Here is a 22,774-nt window from a genome sequence, read left to right as displayed (position 1 = left end):
ACACTTGAGTTCACTTAAGTAAGTTTAAAATGATACCGCAGAAAAGTTCACATAAGACGAAAATCAAAGATTTTCACAAAAACTTAGGTGTACTTATTACGCATAAGGCCTGGCTCTGAAAAAACTTAAGTGTTTAAAACTTTTGTGCCTTTTGTGGTTAAAAATAATGAATATAAAAGTTGCAACAGCTTCAATGTTTTAAGGTAATGATATAATAATTCAAATTTAAAATGAAATGAGCTTTACAAAGATGAACATCAAAACTTCCATTATTACAGTAATCATGTTTTCCGGAATGGTAAATGTCAGTGCGCAGTCTTATCAGAAAACAGATTCAGGATTGAAGTTTTTCGCTGATCATATGAATGTTGAAGTGAAATTTTATGGAGAAAATACGATCAGGATTATTAAATATCCCGCAGGCAGATTATTTGTCAAAAATAGTTTGTCGGTCATTAAACAGGAGCAGAAAATCAAATTTTCAGTTTCAGAAAAAAATAATATTATTTCATTAAAAACAAATGACCTTCTGCTTTCCATTAATACTAAAAATGGAGTGATCACCTATACATTGCCATCCGGAAAAGAGCTTTTGAAAGAAACCGGAAATGATTTCAAGCCATTTAATGATGCCGGAACACAGACTTATTCTGTAAGACAGGATTTTCAGCTTGAAAAAGACGAACCTGTTTACGGTCTGGGAATTCTGCAAAACGGAAAAATGTCCCAGCGGAATACCGATGTAAAAATGATTCAGAATAATACCTGGGATTTTGTGCCTTTCTTTCAGTCTGTAAAAGGATATGGCGTCTTTTGGGATAACTATTCACCCACACAATTTACCGATACGTCTCAGAAAACCTCTTTCTCATCTGAAGTGGGAGACGGTATTGATTATTATTTTATCTATGGTAAAAATGCCGATGGCGTAGTGGCTGGAATGCGTGACCTCACAGGAAATGTACCCATGCTTCCTTTATGGACATATGGCTACTGGCAAAGCAAAGAACGTTACAAAAGCCAGGATGAACTGACAGAGGTGGTTAAAAAATACCGCGATTTGAAAGTTCCTTTAGACGGAATTATACAGGACTGGCAATACTGGGGAAACAATTATCAATGGAACGCCATGGACTTCATCAGTCCCGACTTTCCGGATGCTAAAAAAATGGTACAGGAGATCCATGATATGAATGCCCATCTTTCAGCTTCCATCTGGTCGTCATTCGGACCAATGACCAAACAGTACCGTGAAATGGATCCAAAGGGGATGCTTTTCAACATCAGTACCTGGCCGGAATCAGGCCGTGATGTCTGGCCTCCGGATATGAATTATCCTTCCGGTGTCCGTGTTTATGATGCTTACAATCCTGAAGCGAGAAATATTTATTGGAAATATCTGAACAAAGGCGTTTTCAGCCTTGGTGTAGATTCCTGGTGGATGGATTCAACAGAACCCGATCATCTCAGCCAGAAAGCGGAAGATCTGGACACTAAAACCTATCTTGGCTCATTCAGAAAAGTAAGAAATGCGTATCCGTTGATGACAGTAGGCGGTGTTTACGATCATCAGCGTGAAACCACCGGTGATAAAAGGGTTTTTATTTTAACAAGATCAGCGTTTGCAGGCCAGCAGCGATATGCGGCCAATACCTGGTCCGGAGATGTCAATTCTTCCTGGGAAACATTGCGCAAACAGGTGCCGGCAGGATTGAATTTCAGTCTTACAGGAAATCCGAATTTCAATTCCGATATCGGAGGTTTCTTTGCTGGTACTTACAAAAGAAATGGAGGCTCAAAAAATCCAATGTTCCAGGAACTGTATGTCCGATGGCTGCAGTATGGAGCCTTTACGCCGATGATGCGTTCGCATGGAACTGATGTTGCGAGAGAAATTTATCAGTTTGGGAATAAAGGAGACATTGTTTATGATGCGATAGAAAAATTCATCAGGTTGCGTTACAGTATGTTACCGTATATCTATTCTGTTTCCCATGATGTTTCAAAAAACGGGTCCAGCTTTATGAGAGCCCTTTCCATGGATTTTCCTTCAGACAAAAAAACATGGGATATGAATAATGAATATCTTTTTGGAAAATCATTGTTGGTGACACCTGTTCTCAATGCCCAATATACTCCTGAAAAGACAGTTAAAACTGATGAAAATGAAGGCTGGAATAAAACCGACAGCAATAAGGATAACTCGGTCTCAAATATAGATTTTACTCAAAACAAAAGCGTGAAAGTTTACCTTCCGGAAGGAACAGATTGGTTTGATTTCTGGACCAATGAAAAATACAGTGGAGGGAAAGAAATTCAGAAATCTGTTAATCTTCAGACTATTCCTTTGTATGTAAAAGCAGGAAGCATCATTCCCTTTGGTCCCGATGTTCAATATGCCACTGAGAAAAAATGGGATAATCTTACGGTAAAAATCTATCCGGGAGCAGATGCAGATTTTATCTTATATGAAGATGAATTCGATAATTATAATTACGAAAAAGGAGCCTATACGGAAATACCTTTTCATTGGAATGAAAAATCAAAAACACTGACAATAGATTCCCGAAAAGGGAAGTACCAAGGAATGATTGAGACAAGGAGTTTTAACCTGATTCTTCCTGATGGCCGACAGAAAACGGTAAATTATTCAGGGCAAAAAACAGATATCCATTTTAAATAAACTTAAAATATTGAAGTATGAAAAATTTAAGTTTGATATTAGCATTGGGATTTTTCCAGATTTGTTTTGGTCAAAATCCGATTATCCAAACCAAGTATACTGCCGACCCGGCACCGATGGTTTATAAGGATACGGTTTATCTTTATACGAGCCATGATGAGGACGATGCTTTCGGATTCAAAATGAAAGACTGGTTGCTCTACACTTCCACAGATATGGTCAATTGGACAGACCACGGTGTAGTGGCTTCGCTCAAAGATTTTAAATGGGTAAATACCGACAACGGCGCCTGGGCACCACAGGTTATCGAAAGAAAAGGAAAATTCTATATGTATTGTCCAATGCCGAACAATATGGGGATTGGTGTTTTAGTGGCGGACAGTCCGTACGGTCCTTTCACCGATCCTATTGGTAAGCCTTTGATCAAAAATTCTCTGGATGATATCGATCCCACAGTTTTAATTGATGACGACGGGCAGGCTTATCTGTACTGGGGAAATCCCAATCTTTGGTATGCTAAACTGAATGAAGATATGATATCTCTTGCCGGACCAATCACCAAAGACCCTTCGTTTGCGAAGGTGAAAGACCAGCCAGATCCTTTCAAGTATCAGGAAGGACCTTGGGTTTGGAAAAAAAATAACCATTATTATATGGCTTACGCATCAAAATGTTGCCCGGAAGGGATTGGTTATGCTATGGCAAAATCACCTACAGGACCCTGGAATTATGGAGGCGTGATTATGGATGGCGACCAGAGGTCCAGCGGAAATCATCCCGGTATTATAGATTTCAAAGGCAGATCTTATGTTTTCGGATTCAACCATATGCTTAGGATGCAGACCATGAGCAAGCATTACGAACGCCGGTCTGTCAGTGTTACAGAAATTACCTACAATGCAGATGGAACCATTCAGAAGCTTCCTTTCTGGACTGCGGATGGCGCAAAAAGAGTGGGTACTCTGAATCCTTATAAAAAAGTTGAAGCAGAAACTATGGCTTACAGCGAAGGCCTTAAAACAGAAATGGTCACAGAATGGGAACGCAATCAACCATATAACAGAGGCAAAAAAATCACAGACCGTATCATCGTTACCTCAATTAACAATGGTGATTATATTAAAATCCAGGGAGTAGATTTTTCCAAAGGCGTAAAATCTTTGGATGTGAATGTCGCTTCTCTTTATGGAGGAAAAATAGAAGTACATTCAGATGCTCTTAATGGACCTATGCTTGGCGTTGTTAACGTTACAGGAAAAGGTGAGGGCGACTTATATAAGACTATTAATACACTTCTGAAAAGTGTAAAGGGAATCCATGATTTATATTTTGTTTTTAAGGGAGAAAAAGACCTTTTCTATTTCGATTGGTGGAAATTTAAAAATTAAAGCTGAATTCAGGAATATCAATAGGAATGGGCTTTAGTCCATTTTATAAAGAAAGAATATGGATGGCTTTAGCCAAAACTTAAGTCATTTGTTATGAGTTACAATTAATATATCAGTTACAATTTAAAAAATGTTCAGATTTAAACTCTTTATTTTCAGTTTTTTAATTGCCGGATACTGTTTAAATGCGCAGTCAACCGTTTGGTTAGACCAGTTGGATTTGAGCGTTGTAACACAGGGGCACGGAAAACCGGGCATCAATACTTCGGTGGACGGAAAACCTATAACCATTGCAGGCGAAGTTTTCAAAAGAGGCTTTGGAACCCACGCTGAAAGTTCTTTGTTGATTAGATTAAATGGCAAAGCAAAAAGCTTTACCGCAATGGTGGGATTGGATGATGAAATCAAAGGGCAGAATCCCGCTGCCGAATTTGAAATTTACGGCGACAACAAAAAACTTTGGTCAAGCGGGGTCATGAAATTAGGCTATAAAGCAAAGCCTGTTTCCGTTTTGCTGGAAGGTGTAAAACAATTAGAATTAGTCGTAACAGACGGCGGAAACGGACCTTATTATGATCACGCCGATTGGGCAGATGCTAAGTTTGAAACAGCAAACGGTGCAAAACTGATAACATTTAATCCGATTTCATCAGTACCTTATATTTTGACGCCAAAACCTGTGGCAACTCCAAAAATTAATTCAGCAGGCGTTTACGGAGTTCGTCCTGGCTCACCTTTTTTGTTCAGGATTGCAGCAACGGGTGACAGACCAATGACTTTTAAGGCAAAAAATCTTCCGAAAGGTTTAACAATAGATTCACAGACCGGAATCATCACTGGAAAAATAGATTCTAAAGGAAGTTATGAAGTGACTTTGAATGCTAAAAATGCGAAAGGTTCAGCTTCAAAAAAATTAAAAATAGAATGTGGGGACAGAATCGCTCTCACGCCTACAATGGGCTGGAATAGCTGGAACTGCTTCGGACATGAAGTTTCTGCCGACAAAGTGAAACGTGCAGCAGATGCCCTTATAAAGTCGGGACTGATCAATCACGGCTGGAATTATATCAATATCGATGATTCCTGGCAGTATAACAGAGATGGAAAAGACCCTTCATTCCAGGGAAAGATGCGTGATGAAAACGGGTATATCCTGACCAATTCCAAATTTCCTGATATGAAAGGCCTTGCAGACTACATCCATAACAATGGCTTGAAAATGGGAATTTATTCTTCCCCCGGTCCATGGACCTGTGGCGGATGTACCGGAAGCTACGGTTACGAAAAACAGGATGCTGAAAGCTACGCCAAATGGGGTGTTGATTACCTGAAATACGACTGGTGCAGTTATGGCGGAGTGATTGACGGGATGCCGGATAATGACCCCAATAAAGTTCCTTCTCTTGCTTTTGAAGGTGGTGGGGATCCGGATAAAGGCGTGAAACCATTCAAACTGATGGGAAGTCTTTTGAAGCAGCAGCCGAGAGACATCGTGTATAACCTCTGCCAATACGGAATGGGTGATGTATGGAAGTGGGGTGATGAGGTCAGTGCACAATCCTGGCGTACCACCAACGATATTACAGATACCTGGTCAAGCGTAAAGAATATTGCCCTTGCTCAGGACAAGGCAGCTCCTTTTGCGAAACCCGGAAACCGGAACGATCCGGATATGCTGGTTGTTGGCGTTGTCGGCTGGGGAAATCCACATCAGAGCCGGTTGAAGCCTGATGAACAGTATCTTCATATGAGTCTGTGGAGTATTTTTTCAGCCCCGTTGCTGATTGGCTGTGACCTTGAGAAACTGGATGATTTCACTTTAAACCTTCTGACGAATGATGAGGTTATTGCCGTCAATCAGGATACTTTGGGAAAACAGGGTGTTTGTTTGCAGACCATTGGTGAGCTCAGAATTTATGTCAAAGATTTGGAGGACGGAAGCAAAGCTGTGGCTTTTGCCAATTTCGGAAGAGAAAAAGTGACGCTACCCTATAAAGATTTCAAAAAATTAGGGATTTCAGGTGTTCAGACGGTTCGTGACCTTTGGAGACAGAAGGATATTGCAGAAATCAATACGGACAAAAAAGGTCTTTCATTGGACATTCCGGCACATGGTGTTGCCTATTATAAATTCATTTCACTCAAATAAATAAGATTAAGATATGAATTCACGAAACTTAAAATATATCACACTTTCTTTTCTGCTGGCAGGGATTGGTATTTCTGCGCAGAATCCGGTTATTCAGACCCATTTTACACCAGATCCGGCTCCCATGGTCTATAAAGAGAAAATGTATGTTTATACAGGGGATGATCAGCCGGGATTTGATTTTTATACGATGACCAAATGGCGGGTGTATTCCACGGAAGATATGGTCAATTATACAGACCATGGTTCGCCTATTTCTTTAGAGTCTTTCAGCTGGGCGCGGGATAGGGCCTGGGCAGCGCAGTGTATTGAAAGAAATGGCAAATTCTACTGGTATATCTGTGCACAGACTGTTGACAACAATATGGCTATTGGTGTTGCGGTGTCTGACAGTCCTACCGGGCCTTTCAGAGATGCTTTGGGAAAACCTCTGATTTCAACCGGAACCTGGGATAATATTGACCCTACGGTTTTTACAGATGATGACGGACAGGCTTATCTGTATTGGGGAAACAGTAAATTATTTTATGTGAAGCTCAATAAAGATATGACTTCCTATCAGGGGAAAATCACAGAAATTCCGCTATCGGTGGAAGCTTTCGGCGGGCTGAGACGTCCCGGGAAAAGTGATGAGGTTCTGCAAAAGCAGGAAAAATTTGATGATGTATATGTAGAAGGACCATGGCTTTATAAGCGTAACAATCAATATTATATGATGTATGCCGGAATGACCGGAAGAACAGAATGTTTATCCTATTCAACCAGCCCATCGCCAACCGGGCCGTGGAAATATCAGGGGAAAATAATGACCGACCAGCCTACTAACAGCTTTACCAACCATGGCGGAATTATCGATTTCAAAGGAAAGTCCTACCTGTTTTACCATACCGGACTATTGCCGGCCGGAGGAAGCTACGGACGCTCAACTGCTGTAGAAGAATTCAGATATAATGCTGACGGGACTATTCCGAAGATCACCATGACCAAAGAAGGTGTAGCTCCGGCTGGAACCTTAAATCCATATCAGAGAACAGAAGCCGAAACTATGGCATTGTCGGAAAAATGCAGCACTTCCGAAAACAGAAACACCGGAGTGTATGTCTCCGATGCCAGAGCAGGAGGGTATATCAGGGTCCGTTCGGTGGATTTTGAAAAAGGGGCTTCTGCATTTTCAGCTTCCGTTGCCGCAGGAATTGATGGTGGTATTCTGGAAGTTCATCTGGATGATGTTAAAGGACCGAAAATAGCCCAGATTGAGATTCCGAGAACCGGTGGCTGGGAAGAGTTCAAAACCCTGACCTCAAAAATTTCAGAATCTGTTTCCGGTGTTCACGATGTATACTTTGTGTTCCAGGGCAAAAATATTACGGCAGGAAGAAAGTTATTTAATTTCGATTACTGGAGCTTTCAGAAAAAATAAAACTGACTATGAAAAATACAATACAATATATACTGGGGCTTTGTCTGATAGGTTTTTCCGAAGGCTTATCAGCGCAGAACCCTATTATTCAGACCAATTATACTGCAGACCCTGCACCGATGGTCTACAATGACAGGCTGTATGTGTACACCACACACGATGAAGACAATTCCACCTGGTTTACCATGAACGACTGGAAAGTGTATTCCACCAATGATATGGTGAACTGGACAGATCACGGAACAATTCTCTCGTATAAAGATTTCGACTGGGCGAAACGCGATGCCTGGGCCGCACAATGTGTAGAAAGAAACGGAAAGTTTTTTTTATACGTTCCGATGTGGTCCAAAACCAATAACAAAGGCGCTATAGGGGTTGCTGTTGGCGACAGTCCGTTGGGGCCTTTTCATGATCCGCTGGGAAAACCTCTTGTTCAGAGCGAATGGGGAGATATTGATCCAACCGTTTTTGTGGATGATGACGGACAGGCCCATATGTACTGGGGAAATCCTAAGCTTAAATACGTAAAGCTGAATGAAGATATGATCTCCTATTCCGGGAATATTACAGAAGTTCCGATGACCGAAGAATCATTTGGAAAAAGGGATGGCAAACCTAACCCGGAAAGACCTGCAAAATACGAAGAAGGCCCATGGCTGTACAAAAGAAAAAACCTGTATTATCTTTTCTGGCCGGGCGGTCCGCTTCCTGAATTCATAGGATATTCTACAGGTAAAACAGCACAGGGCCCCTGGAAATATGGAGGAATTGTGATGCCTACAGAAGGGAAGTCATTCACCAATCATCCCGGTGTTATTGATTTCCGCGGGAAAACGTATTTCTTTTATCACAATGGGGCATTGCCGGGCGGAAGCGGGTTTACAAGATCGGTAAGTCTGGAAGAGCTTACATTCAATAAAGACGGTTCTATTTCGCCATTTAAAATGACTAATGGAATTACAAAAGCTATCGCAGCAGTTAATCCTTATTCGTTTAATCAGGCAGAAATGATTGCATGGTCGGAAAATGTAAAATCCTATCAGAATAAAGAGGCTGGTGTTTTCATCAAAGCAAAGAAAAATGGAGCGTATACCAGTGTAAAGAATGTGGACTTCCGGAAAAAAGGAGCTGGTGCTTTCTCTGCAAGAGTAGGAACGACCCATAACAGTGAAGTAACAATGACCATTCATCTGGATGCAATGAACGGCCCGGTTGCCGCAACGGTAAAGGTTCCGCTGACGGGCGGGGATGACCGCTGGGAAACCGTAAAAGTTCAGCTTACTGAAAAGATTACCGGCATTCATGATCTGTACTTTGTATTCAATGGAAAAGCCTCAACAGATATTATGTATTTCGATTACTGGACGTTTCTTGAAAATAATTAATTATGAGAAAAAAAGTTTTATATATCATATTCAGCCTGTTCCTGATCAGCAAAAGCTTTGCGCAGGTAGCCGAAATTTCAAGCCCGGATGGACACCTGAAGCTTCAGGTTTTTTCAGAAGAGGGAAAAGCCTTGTATAATGTTATCCTTCAGGGAAAAACAATGCTTGAAAAATCCCCGCTGGGTTTGGTAACCAATGAGTCCGATTTTTCAAAGAATCTGAAATTTGTGGACAGCAAAAAAGATAGCATTTCTAAGAAATATACAAACGAAAAAATCAAAAAATCTGAGATTGATTACAAAGCCAATACTTTATCGGTTAATTTCATCAATACAGATCAGCATGGGATAGGCATTGAATTTCAGGTCAGCAACAACAATATTGCTTTCCGCTATAATATTCCACCAATGAAAGAACGGCTGAGTGTTGTGGTACAGTCAGAAACTACAGGATACAGATTCCCGTCACAAACCACTACTTTTCTTTCACCTATGATGAAGCCGATGACAGGCTTTGCACGCACGGCACCAAGTTATGAAAGTGGATATAAAGCTGATGCTGAGCTGGGAATATCGTCTGATTACGGCTATGTTTTCCCGGGTCTGTTCCATATCGGAAATGAAGGCTGGGTATTACTTTCTGAGACAGGAGTGAACAGTACATATTGTGCCTCACACCTTGAAACCACAGCAGAAAAAAGCCTTTACAAAGTCGCTTATCCGAACATTGCTGAAAATAACGGCTTCGGAAGTACCGGAGCAGCTGTTTCTCTTCCCGGAAAGACACCGTGGAGAACAATTACAGTAGGCAGCTCCCTGAAACCCATCGTAGAAACTACCATTCCTTTTGATGTGGTAGATCCGATGTATGAGCCTTCACAGGAGTATCAGTTCGGAAAATCTACCTGGAGCTGGATTCTTTGGCAGGATAACAGTATGAACTATGATGATCAGATGAAATTCATAGACCTTGCTGCGGCGCTGAAATATCAGTTTATTCTTATTGATGCGCTTTGGGATAAAAATATAGGGAAAGACCGTATGAGAGAGCTTATTCAATATGCAAAATCGAAAAATGTCGGGGTATTGCTTTGGTATAATTCCAATGGAGCAGCCAATGATGCACCGATGGGACCGAGAAACAAAATGAGTTCATCCGTTGAACGGAAAAAGGAAATGAAATGGCTGAAAGAAGCAGGCGTAAAAGGACTGAAAGTGGATTTCTTCGGAGGAGACAAACAGGAAACCATGCGTCTTTACGAAGATATTCTGTCAGATGCCAACGATTTTGGACTAACCATTATTTTCCATGGAGCTACTTTACCGAGAGGCTGGGAAGTAATGTACCCGAATTATGCAGGAAGTGAGGCCGTTCTTGCCTCAGAAATGCTCTATTTCTCAGAAGATGTACGGAAACAGGAAGCTTTTTTTGCCACACTTCATCCTTTCATCAGAAATACAGTGGGAAGTATGGAGTTTGGCGGAACTTTCCTCAACAAATATTTAACGAAATCCAACAAGGATAAAAATAAAAGACATACTACGGACGGCTTTCAACTTGCTACAGCAGTCCTGTTTCAGAATCCCGTTCAGATGTTTGGCATCATGCCGAATAACCTGACCGATGCTCCGGAATTTCAGCTCAGCTTCATGAAAGAAGTTCCAACACTTTGGGATGAAACAGTTTTCATAGACGGCTATCCCGGGAAATATGCCGTGGTTGCGAGAAGACATGCAGATCAATGGTATGTGGCAGGCGTAAATGCTGAGAAGCAATCCCAAAAACTGAAAATAAAGCTTCCGATGTTCGCCGGGAAAAACTTGAAACTTATCAATGATGATGCAAAAGGAAATACATCAAAAAAAGAAGTGAAAGTGAATGCAAAAGGTGATTTTACTATTGAAATTCAGCCGAACGGAGGATTTGTAGTAAGAAATTAAAGATTGATAAAACGAAAAACAGAAAAAATGCGCTTCAAAAGCTTATATATCTTTATCATTTCGGGATTTTTGATTTCCTGCTCTTCCTCCCGGAGTCTGGAAAAGCAGTCATCCAAAGGCCAGTGGCTCACTACCTGGGCAACGGCTCCCCAACTGGTGGAACCCAAGAATCTTCCGCCGGAACCGGGACTTTCAGGAAATACCTTGCGTCAGATTGTGCGTGTATCTGTGGGTGGGAAAAAACTGCGGTTACGTTTCTCCAACAAATATTCCATGGATAGCCTGGAGGTAAAAGCGGTTTCCATTGCTGTGCCGTCCGATAGCAGCAATGTGGATGCAGCTACCATCAGATCATTAACGTTTGAGAAGAAAAACAGTTTTAAAATTGCTCCCGGATCTGATATTTATTCTGATGAAGTGAACTTTAACCTGAAGGCTAATTCGCTGCTGGCCATTACCATTTCCTATGGAAAAGTAACCCAATCTGTCACCGGGCATCCGGGTTCACGAACAACCTCTTTTATTGTTAAAGGTGTGCAAGCGAGTGCTGCTATATTTAAAAATCCTGTAAAAACAGATCATTGGTATTCGCTTTTTAACATTGATGTAAAGACAGGTGAACCCTCGTATGCGGTGGCTATTATGGGAAATTCCATTACCGACGGAAGAGGATCGGGAACCAATAGACAGAATCGCTGGCCGGATATTTTTTCGCAGCGGTTACTGGCGAATCCTTCAACCAGGAATGTAAGCGTCCTTAATTTCGGGATTGGTGGGAATTGTGTGGTGCGTGGCGGTTTGGGTCCTACAGCATTAGACCGTTTCGATTATAACATCCTCAATCAGCAGGGCGTAAAATGGCTGATCATTCTGGAAGGAGTGAATGATCTGGGAGGAACAAGAGATCCTGATGATGCCTCCAAAAGAACAGAAGAACTGATTGCCGCTTATCAGGTGATGATTGATAAGGCACATGCTAAAGGGATCAAAGTGTACGGAGCAACAATTCTTCCTTTTGGAAAGTCGTTCTATGACAAACCTTTCCGTATCGAGGCCTGGAAAAAAGTAAATGACTGGATAAGAAACAGCGGAAAATTTGATGCCGTCATCGATTTTGCAAAACAAATGCAAAGTGAAAATCCGGAAGTCATCTTAAACGATATGCACGATCATGATTTTCTTCATCCCAATGAGGCCGGCTACAGGAGAATGGGAGAATTTGTGGATCTGAACTTATTTAAAAATTAAATCAAAAAGATATAGTATGAATTTTACAAAAAACATTTCGCTGTTTCTTACGTTGTTGTTTATATTTTTTGTAAAAGCAACCGAACCATTTATTTCTTTTGCTAAGACAGAAAATTCGGTGGTATTGAAAGAGCGTAATTCAGGTTTGATGCTTTTTTCAGACAGTGATTCGGATAAAGGAATTTTGCGTGCCGTTGCGAATCTTCAATCTGATTTTCAAAAAGTAACCGGTGCCCAGCCTAATCTGGTTTCCCAAAACCCTGGAGTGAACGGGATGATCATCATTATTGGTGAAGCAGGTAAAAGCAAAACCATTGATGCTTTGATCAGGCAAAAAAAGCTGGATGGAAAAGCATTAATAGGGAAAAGAGAAAAATATATCATTCAGAATGTCAGTAATCCTTTTCCGGGCGTTTCTGAAGCCATTGTGATTGCAGGAAGTGATAAAAGGGGGACGATTTACGGAATTTATGAAATGTCTCAGCAGATAGGTGTTTCACCATGGTATTATTGGGCAGATGTTCCGGTTGAGAAAAAAGAAAATGTATACTTTAAAAAAGGAATTTACACAGACGGAGAGCCTGCTGTAGAGTATCGCGGTATTTTCCTTAACGATGAAGAACCTTCATTGGGAGGCTGGGCAAGAGCAACTTTTGGCGGAGTTAATTCTAAATTTTACGAAAAAGTTTTTGAACTGATCCTGCGTCTTAAAGGAAACTATATATGGCCGGCAATGTGGGGGAAAGCATTCTATGATGATGACCCTTTGAGCGGCCCTTTAGCAAATGAAATGGGTATTGTCATGGGAACTTCCCACCATGAGCCTATGGCTTTGGCACAAACCGACTGGCACAGGTATATCAAAAAAAATAACCTCCCGAATATCTGGGATTATGCTAAAAATGCAGAAGTTTTAAAGAAGTTCTGGAAATCCGGACTCGAAAGAAGCAAGAGCTGGGAAAAGCTTGTTACAGTCGGAATGCGTGGTGATGGTGATGAAGCGATGGGAGAGGGAACTAATATTTCCCTGCTGGAAAAAATTGTAAAAGATCAACGTAAAATCATCGCAGATGTTACCGGAAAGAAAGCTGAAAAAACACCTCAGGTCTGGGCATTGTATAAAGAAGTTCAGGACTATTATGATAAAGGAATGAGGGTTCCGGATGATGTGATCCTGCTGTTCTGTGATGATAACTGGGGAAATGTAAGAAAGCTTCCTGACCTTTCAAAACCTTTGCATAAAGGAGGCTATGGAATCTATTACCATTTTGATTATGTAGGTGGCCCGAGAAACTCCAAATGGATCAACATCAGTCCCATCCAGAGAGTCTGGGAACAGATGAACCTTTCCTATGAACATAAAGTAGATAAGCTTTGGGTCGTGAATGTAGGAGATTTAAAACCCATGGAGTTTCCGATCAGTTTTTTCCTGGAAATGGCCTGGAATCCGAAGCAGTTTAATGGTAAAAATCTTTTGGAATATACTGAGAAGTGGGCTGCTCAGCAGTTTGGTGAAAAACACGCCAAAGAAATTGCCGGGATGATTAATCTGTATGCCAAATACAACAGAAGAGTAACCCCTGAAACCCTTGACAGTAAAACATACAGCCTAGAGAATTACCATGAATTTGAAACGGTCTTAAATGATTACAGAGCATTGGCCGTAGAAGCTTTACGGTTAAAAGAACAGATTCCTGCCGATTATCAGGATGCGTATTATCAGCTGGTTTTGTACCCGATTGATGCATGCAGTAATTTATACGAAATGTACTATGTTGTTGCAAAAAACAGGGAACTGGCAGCGAAAAAAGATCCGGGAGCCAATTTTTACGCAGATAAAGTGAAGGCATGTTTTGAAAGAAATGCTTATCTGGACAATCAATACAATAATGTGATTGCCGGCGGAAAATGGAAGCATATGATGGATCAGATGAGGATAGGATATAAAAGCTGGGCAGACGGAAAAGAAAATATAATGCCTGAAGTCACCTATATTTCTGAAGCTGAGGTTCCCAAAGAAAAAATATTTCAGGAGAAAAACGGCTATGTTTCCATTGAAGCAGAAAGTTTTGTAAGAATGAGCAATTCTGACCGAATCCATTGGGAAGTGATTCCTGATTTTGGAATAACAAAGTCGGGAGTGACAACGTTTCCGCAGAATGCCTATCCAAAAGCCGATGAAAATATCTGGCTGGAATATGATATCAATTTTGAATCAAAAGGGGAGTTTGAAGTCCAATTATTATTAGCTCCGACTTTAAATTTTAATCATAATAAAGGATTGCGTTACGAAATTTCTTTTGACAACGAAACTCCGCAAATTGTCAACTTCAATGGCCATTACAAAGGAGAATTGGGAAGATGGCAGTCCGAGCATATTATTAAATCTGTTACAAAGCATTCGGTTCAGCAGGCTGGAAAGCACACGTTACGTTTCAGAGTGCTGGAACCCGGCATTGTCCTTGAAAAGATACTGATCAACACCGGAGGATTAAAACCCTCTTACCTGGGCGCTCCCGAAAGCGAAATGCTTCACTGATTGGCCCAATACTCATCACAAACAACACTTTAATTATGAAACACTAACCTTAATTCACATTCCAATCTGAAATACAGTTCCCTCACAGAGAATGAAGAGAAAGAACAGCGAATGATTTTGTAAGCAACTTTATTTAACAGATCGCTGCCTGATATCATTCAGGGTATTTTCCTGACGGTTTTTGAAAATCAACCGTCTTGATGGGGAATCTATTGCCCTTACTTTAATTGTTTACGATCAAAATCACGACTATCTAAAACTAAACCATTATGAAAAAAATTTTAAGTCTTGTAACCATTCATTCTATAGCTCTGTTTTGCAGCCTGATGCTTCATGGACAGCTTACAACCGTAAAAATTGATAAGAATATTCCTTATCAGAAAATAAAAGGATTCGGAGGATTTGTCTGCAGTCCGCAGTTTGCGTATAACCACATGTCTACCTCAGAGATTCAGACGCTTTGGGGAACTTCCAGTGAAGGTGGATATAATATTATGAGATTGTATATTCCCGAAAACAGCAGTAACTGGAGCTCAGTACTGGCTACAGCACAGCTTGCCAAATCTATGGGGCTTACCATTTTTGCTTCGCCCTGGACCATGCCCGCAGCCTGGAAAACCAATAACCATGTAAATGCTGTTTATACTGACGCTAACGGAGTACAACAGATCGGATATTTAAAGCCGGAAAATTATCAGGATTATGCGCTTTATCTTAACAGCTTTGTTACCTATCTCCAGAACAATGGAGTAGATCTTGATTATATCTCCATTCAAAATGAACCGGATGAAATGGCACAGTATCAGGGATGTATCTGGACTCCTGCGCAAATTACCACCTTCATCAAAAATTACGGACAGCTTATCAATTGTAAAGTGATTGCCCCAGAAAGTGTAGGATTTACGGATAATTTTGCCAGTGCTTTGCTGGATCCTGCGGCAATGGCCAATTTTGAAGTTTATGGGGGGCATCAATACGGGCTTATGCAGTCTGCCTACAAACAATTCCAGAATTACAACAAAGAAATCTGGCAGACAGAGTATTTGATCAACTGGAACTCTTCATCCACCCAGCCGGCACGAGATTTCAGCTGGAATACAGATGCATTTACCTTTGCCAGCAGTGTCAACAATGCATTATTAGGTAATGTCAATGCCTGGATTCATTACTCTGCCAAACGTTATTATGGCTTAATGGGTGATGGAACTTACGGAACTCCTGCAGGTGTAATGACCAAAAGAGGCTATATTCTTTCACATTATGCCAAGTACACAACAGAAAAAACGAGAATAGATGCCAAATGGGATGACAAAACAGGTGTTTTACAGGGTTCTTCCTATATTTCTCAGGATGGAACCCAGGTTGTTCTTATGGTCATTAATCCTTCTCAGAACTCCTATAGTTTGAAGGTTGACCTGCCTTTTTACACGACTTCGGGAACAAAAATATTGACCAATACACAATCCAATATGGTGAGTACTCCTCTTTCTTTGAGTGCAGCAACGTTCCGGCCAACGGCTGATATCAGCCCTTCCAGTGTCATGACTTTTGTTTTTAATAAAAGCGGCGACAGACCTGCTTCTCTGATGACAGGCGGAGATATTCATTATAATAAAATCGAAACACAAACTGCTACCAGTACAGCTTTTGGGACAGGATTCAATATCAGCAATACAACGGTGACGTTCTCTAATCCAAGCCCCCTTATCAGCAATAATATGACTGCTGCTAACGGATATCTTCAGCTTAATGACAGGTACAATAAACTGATCCTGCATGTAAACAGCTATACAACGGCGGGGCAAAGCTATTCGGACAATACGACTTTATATTACATCAACAGTCAGGGCGTAACAAAATCATATAATTACGGCAAGATTAATTTTCCGCAGGGAGGAAATTTCGATATCACATTCGATATTTCAAGACAGGTGCTTACAGACGGATGCAAAGGAATTTTAGGATTGAGAAATTCCAATTACAGCTCTGTACTTACCCTTAATCTGGGTGATGTTTATTTCAATGTAGGGAATGAAATTGCTTCTAAATTCGCAGGAACCTATTCCGCAAACGACAGCTATCTGATGGATGCACTGGAAAATGGCTATTACACTTCTGTAGACTTCAGAAATGCAGCAGGAGTTACTTCCTCCAATAACTGGCAGCCTATGAGCGCCAATACTAACAGCATTTATTATGTGAATTCAAACGTAAGTTCATCTGCCAATAATGTGATTTCAGGTACTACATGTTCAAATCTTGTCCTTTCCGGTCAGGGTAAGGATTTTCAGGTGCCGTTTAACTTCACAGCCAATACAGCTTCTTACAGCCGTACATTTAATGGTTATGACGTGCTGATCTTACCATTCCAGGCTAATATACCTTCCGGGGTTACTGCTTATATGATGTCTCCGGATGCAAGCAATATCAATTGTACCGCAATTTCAAACGGGATCATTCCTGCGAATACTCCGGTAATCATCAATGCGACAGGAAATATTACTTTCAATGGTTCAGGAAATGTTTCCACACCCAAAGCAATCACGGTCAATCAGCTGAACGGAGTATATCAGAGCATTAAAGTTCCGGCGAATGCTTATGTGCTGAAAACAGAAAACGGAGTAACAGGCTTTTATAAAGTAACTGCCGGAAGTGAGCCTGCAATAGGATCTTTCAAAGCATATCTTACAGAAGAAAATGGCTATTCTGCTAACGTTCTTCCTTTAAATTTCGGATCGTTAAGTGCCAGAAACATTTCTGCTGAAGCTAAAAAAGAAGAGATAAAAATATATCCTAACCCGGTAAAAGCAGACCTTTTCATTGATTCTGATTTGTCAGAAGCTGCTGCCACCATTTTTGATGGAAGAGGAGGTGTCATCAGATCCGGGTTGAAAATAAATTCAGGGAAAAACCAAATTAATGTGGGAGATTTCCCGGCCGGTATTTACTTTATTGAGGTTACTCAAAAAAATAATACAGTCGTAAAACAAAAATTCATCAAAGAGTAAATTGAGTCCAAAGCCATCATGAGCATTGCTTATGGTGGCTTTATTTCCACAATTTGGTAGATGAAAACCAAAAGTAAGTAGGATTTATTCTTAATTTAAGTGTATTATTTACATTTATTTAAAATAGAACGTTATATTTGTTTTTCATTGCGTTGTTGCTGAATAATACTGGCAATTTGTATAAAATAAGAATGAAAATATAATTATCCGTAAAAATCTGTAAAATCAGTGGATTGAAAATGATTAATCACAAAATCAACAGCCATTTTTCGGACTTTATTGAAACCATATTACCTATGAAAAGAATTGTATTAATCCTATGTGCAACCCTGGCAGCCCCTTTATTTTTTGCCCAGAGCCATTATAAATACCCATTCAGAAACCCGGATCTTCCGGTTAATGAAAGAATTGAGAATCTCCTTTCTTTACTCACAACAGAAGAAAAGATAGGGATGATGATGGATAACTCCCAGGCAGTTCCCCGTTTGGAAATTCCTGCCTACGGATGGTGGAATGAAGCACTTCACGGAGTGGCCAGAGCAGGAACAGCCACAGTTTTTCCTCAGGCAATCGGGATGGCAGCCACATGGGATGTTCCGGAGCATTTTAAAACCTTTGAAATGATCTCTGATGAAGCACGGGCAAAATACAACAGGTCTTTTGATGAAGCTCTAAAAACAGGACGCTATGAAGGACTTACCTTCTGGACACCCAATATTAATATTTTCCGTGACCCAAGATGGGGAAGAGGCCAGGAAACCTATGGTGAAGACCCTTATCTTACCTCTATTCTCGGTGTTGCTGCAGTAAAAGGTCTGCAGGGAAACGACCCGAAATATTTTAAAACCCACGCTTGTGCCAAACATTTTGCAGTACATAGCGGACCGGAATGGAATCGCCATTCTTACAACGCAGAAATCTCAAAAAGAGATCTGTATGAAACATATCTTCCTGCTTTCAAAGCATTGGTTCAGGAAGGGAATGTAAGAGAAGTAATGTGTGCTTACAATGCTTTTGACGGGCAGCCATGTTGTGCAAACAATACTTTACTTACTGAAATTCTCCGTGGAAAATGGAAGTATGACGGAATGGTAGTCTCAGACTGCTGGGCACTGGCCGATTTCTTTCAGAAAAAATACCACGGCACCCATCCTGACGAAAAAACAACCGCAGCAGATGCCTTGAAACATTCCACGGATCTGGAATGTGGAGATACTTATAACAATCTGAATAAATCTCTGGCCAGCGGACTGATTACCGAAAAGGATATCGATGCATCAATGCGCAGAATCCTGAAAGGCTGGTTTGAACTGGGAATGCTTGATCCGAAATCTTCCGTTCACTGGAATACAATTCCTTATTCTGTAGTCGATTCCGAGGAGCATAAAAAACAGGCACTGAAAATGGCACAAAAATCAATTGTGCTGATGAAAAACGAAAAGAATATTCTGCCTCTCAGCAGAAATATTAAAAAAATTGCCGTTGTAGGACCAAATGCTGATGACGGATTGATGCAGTTGGGAAACTATAACGGAACGCCTTCTTCCATTGTAACGATTTTAGACGGAATCAAAACCAAATTCCCGAATGCTGAAATGATCTACGAAAAAGGAAGCGAAGTAACAGATCCTTCTTCCAGAACGTCATTATACCAGAATTTTATCAGTCAGAAAAACGGCGCAAAAGGAATGAAAGTAGAGTTTTTCAATAATAATGAATTCAAAGGGCAGCCGGCCAATACTTCCGTAAATTCTACTGCCATCAGCTACAACAGCTTTGGAGGAACCCATCTTGCACCCAATGTAGGAAGAGAAAATACCTCAGCGATCATTTCAGGGATTTTCAAAAGTACCTATACAGGAGAGGTCGTGTTTTCTGCTTCCACTTCCGATATCTATACCCTTTTCGTGGACGGAAAAGAAATCGCAACAAGAAAGGGACCTGACGCAAGACATCCTTCAGAGTTTCCTGTAAAAATGGAGAAAGGAAAAGAATATCAGATAGAACTTCGCCATACACAAAAAGGGAAATATGTAAGCATCAGCTTTGAAGTCTACAGAAAAGACCCTGTTAATTTTGCTTCGGTAAGAGAAAAGGTGAAAAATGCAGACGTCATTGTCTTTGCGGGCGGACTTTCTCCAAGCCTGGAAGGTGAAGAGATGATGGTGAATGCAGAAGGCTTCAGAGGAGGTGATAAAACTTCCATTGCCCTTCCTAAAGTTCAGCGGGACCTGTTGGCGGAGCTTAGAAAAACCGGAAAACCTGTTGTCTTTGTTCTTTGCACCGGAAGCGCGCTGGGATTGGAGCAGGATGAGAAAAATTATGATGCATTGTTGAATGCCTGGTATGGCGGGCAATCCGGAGGAACGGCTGTAGCAGATGTTTTGGCAGGGGATTATAATCCTTCCGGAAAATTACCCATTACCTTTTATAACAATATTGAACAGCTGGACAATTCCCTTTCAAAGACAAGCAAGCATCAGGGATTTGAAAATTATGATATGCAGGGAAGAACCTACCGTTATATGACGGAAAAACCTCTTTATCCGTTTGGACATGGCCTGAGCTATTCAAAATTTGTTTACGGAAACTCAAAACTCAGCAAAAATATGATCAATACCAACGAAAATGTGACGATCACAATTCCGGTAACTAATATTTCAGAAAGGGATGGTGAAGAAGTCGTTCAGATTTATATCAAAAGAAATAATGATGCCCAGGCACCTGTAAAAACGTTAAGGGCTTTTGAAAGAGCTTTAATCAAATCTAAAGAAACAAAAAATATTGAGCTGACCCTCTCCAAAGACTCATTTGCCTTCTATGATGAAAAAGCAGATGATCTGGTTTCAAAACCCGGCGAGTATACCATTTTTTACGGCGGAACTTCTGATGATGCAGGGTTGAAAAGTATTCCGTTAACAGTAAAATAAAAATTGATTCGGAACAATTGAAACCATTGCAAGCCTACAATAGCTTTCAAAAATATATGACCTATGACAACAAAAAATAAAATACTTTCCATCGCGATTTCCCTTAGTGCTGCTTTTTTTTCGGCTCAGAATAATACAGTCCGTACTTTTAATCTGGATCTGAAAGAAACTCCGGCACCTGTTAAAATACAACCTACCATGTACGGGATTTTCTTTGAAGACATCAATTTTGCAGCTGATGGCGGATTGTATGCGGAGCTGATTAAAAACCGCAGTTTTGAATTTGACGAACCTTTCACAGGATGGAAACAACCCAACACAAAAACCCTTTCTCCTAATCTGGATTCCGGATTTCTGACCATTTATTCCGATCCTGCCAAAACCAATAAGAATTACGCGAGAATTACCGTTCTGAATGATAAAAATTATATTCTGGAGAATGAAGGATTCAGGGGAATAGGCCTTCATCAAGGAGAACAATATGATTTCATTTTTGATCTGGAGAATGTTTCAGGAAATGTTGCTGCGGTAAATGCAAGTCTTGTTGATGAAAATGGAAAGGAAATTTCTTCAGTTTCTACGCTCATAAAAGGAAAGGGATGGCAGAAGTATACAGCCGTTTTCAAATCACCACAAACCGTAGAAAAAGCAAAACTGCGGATTACATTTACCGGAAATGGCATTGTCAACATGGATATGATCTCACTTTTCCCTCAAAATACCTGGAAAGACAGAAAAGGCGGATTACGAAAAGATCTCGTTCAGAAACTATATGATTTACAACCCGGATTTTTGAGATTTCCGGGAGGCTGTATTGTAGAAGGAAGAACTCTGGCAGAACGGTATCAGTGGAAAAAAACAATAGGAAATGTGGCAGACCGTGAATATCTCATCAATAAATGGAGTACTGGATTTCCGCATAGGCTTACACCGGATTACGGGCAGTCTTTCGGGTTAGGATTTTATGAATATTTCCAGCTTTCCGAAGATCTGGGCGCAGAACCTGTTCCTATTCTCAGCTGTGGCATGGCCTGTCAGTTCAATACCGCAGAGCTGGTGAAAATGGAAGATCTGGATCCTTATATTCAGGATGCCCTTGACCTGATTGAATTTGCCAACGGAGGTTCCGGAACAAAATGGGGTAAAATCCGTACTGAAATGGGGCATCCAAAGCCTTTTAATTTAAAATTTATCGGAGTGGGAAATGAACAGTGGGGAGCGGATTATATCGAACGCTATAAAGTATTTGAAAAAGCCATTCACACAAAATATCCTGACATTAAGATTATTTCCGGAAGCGGACCATCACCCGACGGCGAGTTCTTTGAATATGGCTGGAAAGAACTGAAGCAGCTTAACGCACAGATTGTAGATGAACATTATTACAACTCACCCGACTGGTTTATGAAAAATGCCGGAAGATATGACCATTATGACCGTTCCGGGCCAAAAGTCTTCGCCGGAGAATATGCAGCCCAGTCTGTAGGAGTGGTAAAGCCTGATAATAAGAATAACTGGTTAACAGCTCTTTCAGAAGCCGCTTTTATGACCGGTCTTGAAAGAAATGCAGATGTGGTGTATATGACTTCTTACGCACCGCTTTTTGCCCATGCTGACGGCTGGCAGTGGACACCCGATCTCATCTGGTTCAATAATCTGAAATCTTACACGACACCGAATTATTATGTTCAGAAATTATTCTCCAACAATAAAGGAACGGATGTACTGAAAATAGAAAGTAATGGAAAAGCAGTATCTGGCCAGGAAAAATTATACGCTACAGCAGTAAAAGACGCGAAAACTCACGAGATTATTATTAAAATGGTCAATACTGATACTCAGGCTAAAACAGTAAATATCAAACCGGGAACTTTGAAAACAGGTAAGAAAATAATCAAAATCCTTCTATCCGCACCACAGCTTTCTACTGAAAATAGTTTCGATGCTGAACCCATAAAACCTAAAGAAGAGATTTCTGAAGCCAAAAATGGGGAAATTTCAACGGAAATTCCGGCCAATTCTTTAGTTGTTTTAAAGGTAAAAATAAATTAATTATTTGATATACAGTATTTTGTTAAAAATAA

The 22,774-nt window shown here is 40.6% G+C and carries 11 protein-coding genes; all 11 read left to right on the top strand.

Translation table 11 applies throughout. The annotated features are described in order from the left end of the window. Nucleotides 1-235 precede the first annotated feature (235 nt). The 11 genes from AC59HC_RS07145 (at nt 236) to AC59HC_RS07095 (ending at nt 22,742) form a co-directional block, all read left to right on the top strand. Nucleotides 236-2,683 carry a glycoside hydrolase family 31 protein gene (locus AC59HC_RS07145; RefSeq protein ID WP_496558317.1) on the top strand — a complete coding sequence of 816 codons (2,448 nt, stop codon included), beginning with the start codon at nt 236-238 and terminating at the stop codon, nt 2,681-2,683. 17 nt (nt 2,684-2,700) lie between these two features. Continuing rightward, nucleotides 2,701-4,071, top strand: a complete 1,371-nt coding sequence (locus AC59HC_RS07140) for a glycoside hydrolase family 43 protein (RefSeq protein WP_496558316.1) — start codon at nt 2,701-2,703, stop codon at nt 4,069-4,071. A gap of 130 nt (nt 4,072-4,201) precedes the next feature. Beyond that, complete coding sequence (locus AC59HC_RS07135; RefSeq protein ID WP_496558315.1) at nt 4,202-6,220, top strand: NPCBM/NEW2 domain-containing protein; 2,019 nt, start codon at nt 4,202-4,204, stop codon at nt 6,218-6,220. Between the two features lie 13 nt (nt 6,221-6,233). Beyond that, entirely contained in the window at nt 6,234-7,640 is a 1,407-nt protein-coding gene (locus AC59HC_RS07130; protein WP_496558314.1) for a glycoside hydrolase family 43 protein, read from the top strand. A gap of 8 nt (nt 7,641-7,648) precedes the next feature. Next, the gene (locus tag AC59HC_RS07125; protein ID WP_429815226.1) at nt 7,649-9,025 is read left to right on the top strand and encodes a glycoside hydrolase family 43 protein; all 1,377 of its coding nucleotides are present in this window, start codon (nt 7,649-7,651) and stop codon (nt 9,023-9,025) included. Between the two features lie 2 nt (nt 9,026-9,027). Next, nucleotides 9,028-10,965: a glycoside hydrolase family 97 protein gene (locus AC59HC_RS07120; protein ID WP_496558313.1), complete on the top strand. Its 1,938-nt coding sequence runs from the start codon at nt 9,028-9,030 to the stop codon at nt 10,963-10,965. 27 nt (nt 10,966-10,992) lie between these two features. Next, the gene (locus tag AC59HC_RS07115) at nt 10,993-12,213 is read left to right on the top strand and encodes an SGNH/GDSL hydrolase family protein (protein WP_496558312.1); all 1,221 of its coding nucleotides are present in this window, start codon (nt 10,993-10,995) and stop codon (nt 12,211-12,213) included. A gap of 16 nt (nt 12,214-12,229) precedes the next feature. Continuing rightward, nucleotides 12,230-14,752 (top strand): glycosyl hydrolase 115 family protein, encoded by a 2,523-nt coding sequence (locus AC59HC_RS07110; RefSeq protein ID WP_496558311.1) that lies wholly within the window; start codon nt 12,230-12,232, stop codon nt 14,750-14,752. A gap of 269 nt (nt 14,753-15,021) precedes the next feature. Beyond that, entirely contained in the window at nt 15,022-17,760 is a 2,739-nt protein-coding gene (locus AC59HC_RS07105) for a T9SS type A sorting domain-containing protein (RefSeq protein WP_496558310.1), read from the top strand. 296 nt (nt 17,761-18,056) lie between these two features. Beyond that, nucleotides 18,057-20,690, top strand: a complete 2,634-nt coding sequence (locus AC59HC_RS07100; RefSeq protein WP_496558309.1) for a beta-glucosidase — start codon at nt 18,057-18,059, stop codon at nt 20,688-20,690. A gap of 63 nt (nt 20,691-20,753) precedes the next feature. Further along, complete coding sequence (locus AC59HC_RS07095) at nt 20,754-22,742, top strand: alpha-L-arabinofuranosidase family protein (protein WP_496558308.1); 1,989 nt, start codon at nt 20,754-20,756, stop codon at nt 22,740-22,742. Nucleotides 22,743-22,774: the final 32 nt, after the last annotated feature.

This window comes from Chryseobacterium sp. DZ-32, from assembly GCF_059587025.1.
Note: the sequence above shows the minus strand (reverse complement) of the source record. Positions and strands in the feature narration are given on the sequence as shown.

Excerpts from the sequence above, each read along its gene's own strand:
- AC59HC_RS07100 (WP_496558309.1), top strand. The coding sequence starts at position 18,057 with ATGAAAAGAATTGTATTAATCCTATGTGCAACCCTGGCAGCCCCTTTA.
- AC59HC_RS07135 (WP_496558315.1), top strand. The coding sequence starts at position 4,202 with ATGTTCAGATTTAAACTCTTTATTTTCAGTTTTTTAATTGCCGGATAC.
- AC59HC_RS07110 (WP_496558311.1), top strand. The coding sequence starts at position 12,230 with ATGAATTTTACAAAAAACATTTCGCTGTTTCTTACGTTGTTGTTTATA.
- AC59HC_RS07115 (WP_496558312.1), top strand. The coding sequence starts at position 10,993 with ATGCGCTTCAAAAGCTTATATATCTTTATCATTTCGGGATTTTTGATT.
- AC59HC_RS07125 (WP_429815226.1), top strand. The coding sequence starts at position 7,649 with ATGAAAAATACAATACAATATATACTGGGGCTTTGTCTGATAGGTTTT.
- AC59HC_RS07145 (WP_496558317.1), top strand. The coding sequence starts at position 236 with ATGAGCTTTACAAAGATGAACATCAAAACTTCCATTATTACAGTAATC.
- AC59HC_RS07095 (WP_496558308.1), top strand. The coding sequence starts at position 20,754 with ATGACAACAAAAAATAAAATACTTTCCATCGCGATTTCCCTTAGTGCT.
- AC59HC_RS07120 (WP_496558313.1), top strand. The coding sequence starts at position 9,028 with ATGAGAAAAAAAGTTTTATATATCATATTCAGCCTGTTCCTGATCAGC.
- AC59HC_RS07130 (WP_496558314.1), top strand. The coding sequence starts at position 6,234 with ATGAATTCACGAAACTTAAAATATATCACACTTTCTTTTCTGCTGGCA.
- AC59HC_RS07105 (WP_496558310.1), top strand. The coding sequence starts at position 15,022 with ATGAAAAAAATTTTAAGTCTTGTAACCATTCATTCTATAGCTCTGTTT.
- AC59HC_RS07140 (WP_496558316.1), top strand. The coding sequence starts at position 2,701 with ATGAAAAATTTAAGTTTGATATTAGCATTGGGATTTTTCCAGATTTGT.